Origin of the sequence: Campylobacter sp. 2018MI13 (genome assembly GCF_018501135.1) — a bacterium.
GTDB lineage: Bacteria > Campylobacterota > Campylobacteria > Campylobacterales > Campylobacteraceae > Campylobacter_E.
The window spans coordinates 1-492 of sequence record NZ_JAHCZC010000197.1 but is presented as its reverse complement, the minus strand read 5'-3'; the positions used below and the strand labels follow the sequence as shown (position 1 = coordinate 492).

The following is a 492-nucleotide window of genomic DNA, read 5'->3' as shown; positions in this document are numbered from 1 at the left end:
GTAATCCGTTGTCAAAACACCATATGTTTTATGAAAATTCTTTCGAGGCAACAAATTAACGCGCAATCCGTTGGCAAGAACAGTCGTATAAAGAACCTCATTGTACCGCGGATAATTTATCTCTTCCACGCCTAATTACCTCCATCAAGAAAATAGATCTTTTGCAGTTTGACCTTGCTTGCCACTTCCATAATTTCTGCTTTTGAAACGCTCAAACCATTCCGAATCCAATCCTCATTTGAAACATACGTTCCGGTCAAAATATCATTTTGAGCACGATTAACCGCCGTCATTTGATTGTCCAACCGACTCTCAAAGTTATTTATCAAAGATGACTTGACGTTTGCAATCAGGTCATCTTCAAAGTCTCCGATTGCCAAAGCTTTTAATTGATCCGTAATCAACTGAATGACGTGTTCCTTGTTTGCAGATTGAATTCCCGTCTGAACCATCAAAAATTGTCGATAAGGATCAAATGAGGAACTTGCATAA

General features: G+C 38.6%; 1 protein-coding gene. It reads right to left on the bottom strand.

The genetic code is table 11. The features are described 5' to 3' along the window. Window positions 1–131: 131 nt before the first annotated feature. On the bottom strand, window positions 132–492 hold a 361-nt coding region (locus KJQ99_RS09620; protein ID WP_214150699.1), incomplete at its 5' end, for a peptidase M16 family protein.